The sequence below is a fragment of the Staphylococcus caeli genome, assembly GCF_900097965.1.
GTDB classification, from domain to species: Bacteria; Bacillota; Bacilli; order Staphylococcales; family Staphylococcaceae; genus Staphylococcus; species Staphylococcus caeli.
Genome location: NZ_FMPG01000025.1, coordinates 1 through 6,516, shown reverse-complemented (window position 1 = coordinate 6,516; position 6,516 = coordinate 1). Strand labels below are relative to the sequence as shown.

The window sequence follows — 6,516 nt, the reverse complement described above, 5'->3', positions numbered from 1 at the left end:
CAAAGTTCAAAACCCAGCAACCAAAAATATGGTTGCTATATGTTCATTTAATTTTATGATCTACTCGTTTAAACTCGTAGAATAAAATTAAATTCTCAAAGTTCAAAATCATCTTCGCTTATCCTCTGAATGTCTAAGCGAACGTACAACATTTGTAAACAATATAGTGTTATCACAAGCAACTTTAAATAAATTATAGTCATTCATTCTAAGTATGTTTAACAAATCTATATATTCTGTAATTCCATTATCGTTAATTATATCCATTATCTTTCCAATAGCCTCATACTTTTCTTCTTTTGTTAATGACACATAAGAAGATATATCAAAACCATTATATAATTTTATATCTTTTTCATCATATTGATATTTTTCAGGATTATCCATGTGAGTGAAATATCTATATGCACCACGCACACTTTCTAGTTTAACAGGTTGAGGTGCATTTACTTTTTCAGCTATTTTCATTGCTGCATTTTGAGTAACTGGTCCGTCCCATATTAAGATTACATGCCAATGCGGTTTTTTAATTTCTCCATCCGGATTTGTATCTTTATCATGCAAAGGAGAAACTGCAAATTGCATAAAAGTTTCCTCTAATAATTCTTGCCAATTTTCGGGGGCTGATTCTGGGTAAACAACCATACCCCACGTTCTTGATTTAGTGTATTTAGCCATGGTATTATATTGGTGATTAACAAAACATGTCAGGTCATGACATCATCGCAAAAAGAATCTTGTTGGGGCAAGGTTCTTTTTTTTATCCTAAATCACCATACTCCTTTCTTAAATATTTAGTGATTAACGTTTCAATCTGACTAGACTTATTTATTTTATATTTTTTATTCACTTTTTCTAATTCCTCAATTAGCTCTGGTGGCAATGTAATATTTAATCTTTTTCTCTCTTTTTTATTCTCCAATATCAAAAAACACCTCCAAAATTGCTTATGTGTTCAATATACATATCTATGCGCATAAAGTCAATAATATACTCATGGTTTTTCACAATGCACAATGCACTCCTAGGGGGGTCGTAGTACCCCCCTAGGAAAAACACCCAAAATACGTGATAATAAAAACGAAAATTTTACAAAAAATATCATAAGTAATATACTGAAGTTAACAAACAAACAGATAAATCATTGTATGTGAAAACCCCAGCATGCCGACCAAAGCATATGCTGGGGTTTCTTTTTATCATTTACGTTCTTTAGTCATTAAATAAAGAACATATCCAACAGTAATTGGACAAATGATATTCTTTAGTACAAATACAAACAAACAAACAATCACTGTATGTGACACCTCCTTTCTAGCACAGGAAGTGCTTTCACAGTATAATATAACAAAACCTCTTTGTTAAACTCTTTTTCATATGTTATAACTTATTAATACATATCGAAGACTTGGCTCTAAATATTCGGTGCAAAGTAAAAAAATCATGAATATTCTAAGACATTTATGGACGGTTGATGTCTATACTAACTAGGAAAAAGCCTATCTGTCGTTTGGCGTTAGTGCGCAAACGTAATAAAAAAATGCACTATAAATCTCAGTTAGTGGGGTCGATATGTAAAAAGCGTTGAGTTCTAAAACTCAGCGCTTTTTTTCAATTCTTCTTTTATTCTTTCTTCAGCCTCAGGTTGTAATATATATGGCATGCTTGGATTAAACGGATCAGTTCGCCAATTATTAACAGCCGGCGTAATCAAACCAAATTGTTGTAATAACTTAACTTTTTGATTTAAATAAGGCAACTCACGCGCTTGAGGATGACTATTATATAACACTATTAATATTTTCCAAGCCTCTTCATCTTCAAATAATTTATCTTTATTTTTTCTTAAATTTTCTCCAAACTTTTTATCATCTCTCTTTTTTATTACTATCGCTCCAGTTTGAACAATCAAAAAGAAAAATGAAGCAATTAAAATTATGAAAATGACAAAACTATAATTAAACAAAAACCAAGTAATATGCAATCTATCCAAAATTACTTTAGGCAAAAAATTCATTAAAGTTAAAATTAAACTAATTAAAAAGAAAGCAATTAATATAGTAAAATTTATTGGCTTCGATAAAAACTCTAATATTTTAGCTATTCCATTCATCAACATTATCCCCCATGTACAATATCTAAGTAGCTATACTTAATATTATTTTTCATCTTTTAGTTTATTAAATATTTTTTCAGATCTAGCATTAATTTCTATAATACGACCCATTATAGTTTCGTCATCATATCTATATTCCATTAAATAACAATCTTCTTTTTTGCCCTCGTGTAATTCATGTTCTGGCAAATCTTCAATAATTCTAAAACCAGATTTTTGGTATGCCCTTATTGCTCTTGGATTATTTTTATGAGGGTCTAAAATAACTGCATTAGCATTTCTTTCTTTTTTCAAAAATTCAAAAATCAATTTAATATATCTTGTACCAATTCCTTTACTCCAATAATTTGGCTCTCCTATAAATTGATCCATACCATAGACTATCTCATCAGTTTTTGGATAATGATAATCAGTATATAACTCATCATACATTTTATATATTTGTCCATATCCAATAGGAACATTGTTATATTCAATAATTACTCTAAAAACTTCATCTTCCCAAGGCTCTGTATAATGTTTTTTTAATGATTCTAATGTATATTTTTTATCTCTACCACCATAAAATTCTAATACTCTTTCATCAGTTAACCATTTTAACATCAAAGGAAAATCATCATCTATTAAAGTTCTTATACATATTTCATTTTCAACTATATTCATTTATTTATCACCTTTTTCATAATCATATACATATACTATTTCATCTTTATAATCATTTTTACCACCTAATTTTTCATATACATGGCAAGCTCTAGGATTACCTTTATCAGTTATTAAAAACATTTCAGAACAACCAATCTCTTTAGAATATTCCTTAATAAAAGATAATAATTTTGAACCATAACCTTTGTCTTGATAGTTAGGTAACATTCCTATTGAGTGTAAATAAAACATTGTTTTTCCATCAGGTCTTAAAAGTGTATAGCAATATGCAAATCCTATAATTTTATTATTTTCTTTAGCTATAAACCCAAATGAACTGGTATCATTAAGAAATCCTTTTAAATTATCAATATCAAAAACCATATTATCATCAATTAAAACTTCTTCCATAAACTCAGTCAAGTCCAGACTCCTGTGTAAAATGCTATACAATGTTTTTACACAGGAGTCTGGACTTGACTCACTTCCTTTATTATTTTTCATTTTTTTAAACTATTTAATACTAATGTCTTTTATAATAGCTTTTCATATATTATATAATCAATCTTTATAAGTCCTTTTATAAATTTCTTTTCTACCATTTTCGATAAATTCCTGTTTAATATTTTTAATTCCATAAACAATAGTTTCAATAGGATAATATTCTTCAACTATATCTTGATATTCTTTTGCTTTCTCAATATCTATATTTCCATACATTCTTAATATATCTTCTCCAAAATTTGTTCCTATTTCTTCTTCACTATCTTCAAGTAAGTATATAAAATCACAATATTCATCTATAATTCCAGAATCTCCAAAATCAATTATTCCAGTTAATCTATTATTGCCATCTAACAATAGATGATTACAACTAAAATCATTATGGCATAAACACTTTTTACCCTCAAAAACTGTTGTTGCATTTAGTCTTTCCATAAAACTTTCTATATAATCTTTTTCTATATCAGTTAAATCATTATAAATAGTTTCACGCAACAATATATACTCTTCTAATACATTTTGTTTATTATCAATAGTACATTCACTAATATCTGTATAATCTAAACCGTGCATTTGTCTTAAAAAACTGGCAATATCTCGTTTTAACAAATTTTGTTCTTCTTCTGACATAGTAGAATAAATTTCTGGTGTTAAAAAAGTTCCTTTAATTTCTTTATAACCTAGTATAGATAATTCATCACTAATATACGAATATTCAATATTAGGAATTTTTACATTAGTTTCTAAATTTGTATTTAAAAAATTATATATTGCTTTTTCTTTTGCATAACCTTTTTTCTTATTAGTACTAAATTTTGTTTTAAAAATGTATTCATTATTAACTAAATATGCCACACTATCATAACCACTACCGATTATTTCAATACTATCTACTTTGAAATTATCAAAGTAATGCTCAATTAAATATTTCATTGCCTTAACATTTGTGGCATTATCATCATATCTATCCAAAAAAGCTTTTAACTCTTCAACCGAACCATTAATATATTCTAATTCTTTAACTACTAATCCTTTTGTATCATCATTCATTCCAATCACTCCCTTTATATGTTTATTCCAATTCCTCTATTTGCCGACGATTCTGCGCTCCTTAATAATCCTAAAGCTGTCCATCGGTCGATTTGATAGCTGACGCTATCCGACCGCTGGCGCTTTTAGTCTAATTAAGGGCTCTCATCGACAAATAGATTTTCTCGGCATAAAACGTGCTTAATCGTTTATGTGGCTCATATAACCCCTATAAAATGCAAAATAAGGACTAATATCGTTGTTAAGATACTTGAACCTCCAATATTGATTAAATGGTTTCTAAGATTGTTCATATTGCTTGTGTGACGTATATGCGTAACCATGCTATTGAAGTTCTGGTCCATCGAGTTCAATTTCGAGTTGTGGCTCTGCTCTATCTTCTCCAATGTCGGCTTGATTGTCTCTAACATTTTCTTGTTCTCTGTCTGGAAGTTCTTCATCTGCTCGTCCATTAAGTTCTGCAGTGCGCTCATTATGCTTTTCAAATGCTCTACGGAAGTCTCGTTCTCGCTTGCTATTTCTTTTTGCGCCTTTGCGATTTGGTTTAGTATCTCGTCCGACGCTTTGTGTATCGCCGTTATCTCTTGAGTAATGCTCGATTCTAGTAACATCGGCTCGTTTCTCAACGTTCTTATCTGTGCCTCTAGGTCTTTCATTTGTTCTAACAACTTGTTTTGGTCTATCTGATTGCGTCTGTTGTTCTGTTCGTTCACTCTCTCTGTTAAGCTCATTGTTTATCGTTCCTTTCTCGTAAGCATTGCCTAAAGTTTTACCTCTAACAAATGCTTTTTTATCGGGATGTTTGAAACTGATATTCTTTCCACGTTCTTTAACTTCAATACCGTAGTTCTCTTGCATATTATCTTTAAATTCATCAAAGCTATTTGCATTTAATTTTTCCTTATCAATCGCTTGTCTAATTTCATCTTTCCAACTGATTTGACCTTTTTCAATAACTGCTCTTTCTGCTTGCGTATATCTTATTTGTGCTTGTTTCTCATTCGCTATACTTAAATTCCTTTGTCTGCACAATCCATCATTTTTTTGGCGCATTTCATAAAGTTTATTTCTATCATTCACAAACTTTTTTCCTGTATTCATATTCACACTATTTATACATATATGATTATGAATGTGGTCTTTATCTGTATGCGTATAAATCGTTACTTCATGGTCTGGCGCAACTTCTTTTGCTAATTCTTGACCTATCTCATTGGCTTCTTCCGGTGTGATGTTATCTTCTGGATCGAATGATTGAATCAAATGATAACCCTGTCGTCCGTCGTTTTTATTAAACATCATTCGTGTTGTTTTCATCTGCTCTTTAGCAAACTCATCATCAACATTCACACCCGATTGTATTTCTGCTTTCTTCTCTGCATACGTTATAAGTCTATTCATAGCTTTTGTAACGCCTATCTTAATTGTTGCCATAGTTTATTCATCTCGTTTCTTAAATCGCCTAATTCGTCCAATAACGCGTTTCCTATGTCATAATCAATTAACTCTTTTGTATTTACTGCTCTTGTAATCTGATTAATATTCGTTCCAATTGCCCTTAATTCTTTCGCAATTTCAATTGCACCTTGTCTATCAATCAATGGTGCTTTTATACGTTTTTTCTGCGCTGCATCTTTCGCAAGCATTGGAACAGATGTATTTAACGTTTCTGCCATTTGTTCAAGTCGCTCGTATTCTTCTTGCGTCACTCTGAACTTTATTTGCTTGCTTTCTCGTCTATTCTCCGTAGCCAACAATCGCACCTCTCTTCATCAAGTTTAGGGGGCGACGGCAAAAAATGTGCCGTCAAATTTGCCCCCTAAAGCTATCATGTTTTTAGTCTGGCGCTTAATATTTGCGCCACCCTAAAAAACGCCCGTATGTTGAATTATTTAATTGTCGGCACCAATTAAATAAACAACTTTACGGCCTCATCATAGCATTGATGAGAGAGATTTGGCAAGCTACGTATATGGTACCCATATACTTACTTGTTGGGATTATATCCCAAACCCTTTATGTTTTTGCTAACGCAAAAAGGGACTGAATAAATCAGTCCCAAAGTTCAAAACCCAGCAACCAAAAATATGGTTGCTATATGTTCATTTAATTTTATGATCTACTCGTTTAAACTCGTAGAATAAAATTAAATTCTCAAAGTTCAAAATCATCTTCGCTTATCCTCTGAATGTCTAAGCGAA

6 protein-coding genes and 2 pseudogenes are annotated in these 6,516 nt (G+C 30.7%); all 8 read right to left on the bottom strand.

Annotation, left to right across the window (positions count from 1 at the left end; all coding sequences use genetic code 11):
* Positions 1-108: 108 nt before the first annotated feature.
* Entirely contained in the window at positions 109-678 is a 570-nt protein-coding gene (locus BJS11_RS12935) for a replication protein (protein ID WP_069996713.1), read from the bottom strand.
* A gap of 82 nt (positions 679-760) precedes the next feature.
* Complete coding sequence (locus BJS11_RS13830; RefSeq protein WP_165628176.1) at positions 761-922, bottom strand: ribbon-helix-helix domain-containing protein; 162 nt, start codon at positions 920-922, stop codon at positions 761-763.
* 669 nt (positions 923-1,591) lie between these two features.
* On the bottom strand, positions 1,592-2,113 hold the full coding sequence (locus BJS11_RS13470) for a super-infection exclusion protein B (RefSeq protein WP_081333938.1): 522 nt from the start codon (positions 2,111-2,113) through the stop codon (positions 1,592-1,594).
* 123 nt (positions 2,114-2,236) lie between these two features.
* Positions 2,237-2,779 (bottom strand): annotated as a pseudogene (gene aac(6')-I / locus BJS11_RS12925) (AAC(6')-Ie family aminoglycoside N-acetyltransferase); the annotation flags it as partial.
* Entirely contained in the window at positions 2,780-3,184 is a 405-nt protein-coding gene (locus BJS11_RS12920; RefSeq protein ID WP_000134308.1) for a GNAT family N-acetyltransferase, read from the bottom strand.
* 138 nt (positions 3,185-3,322) lie between these two features.
* A pseudogene (gene aph(2'')-Ia, locus BJS11_RS12915) lies at positions 3,323-4,234 on the bottom strand (aminoglycoside O-phosphotransferase APH(2'')-Ia); the annotation flags it as partial.
* A gap of 405 nt (positions 4,235-4,639) precedes the next feature.
* Positions 4,640-5,749 carry a relaxase/mobilization nuclease domain-containing protein gene (locus BJS11_RS12910; RefSeq protein ID WP_069996715.1) on the bottom strand — a complete coding sequence of 370 codons (1,110 nt, stop codon included), beginning with the start codon at positions 5,747-5,749 and terminating at the stop codon, positions 4,640-4,642.
* Positions 5,731-6,069 (bottom strand): plasmid mobilization protein, encoded by a 339-nt coding sequence (locus tag BJS11_RS12905; RefSeq protein WP_198143266.1) that lies wholly within the window; start codon positions 6,067-6,069, stop codon positions 5,731-5,733. The genes BJS11_RS12910 and BJS11_RS12905 overlap by 19 nt, the downstream gene beginning before the upstream one ends.
* Positions 6,070-6,516 lie beyond the last annotated feature (447 nt).

Excerpts from the sequence above, each read along its gene's own strand:
- BJS11_RS13470 (WP_081333938.1), bottom strand. The coding sequence starts at position 2,113 with ATGAATGGAATAGCTAAAATATTAGAGTTTTTATCGAAGCCAATAAAT.
- BJS11_RS12935 (WP_069996713.1), bottom strand. The coding sequence starts at position 678 with ATGGCTAAATACACTAAATCAAGAACGTGGGGTATGGTTGTTTACCCA.
- BJS11_RS12910 (WP_069996715.1), bottom strand. The coding sequence starts at position 5,749 with ATGGCAACAATTAAGATAGGCGTTACAAAAGCTATGAATAGACTTATA.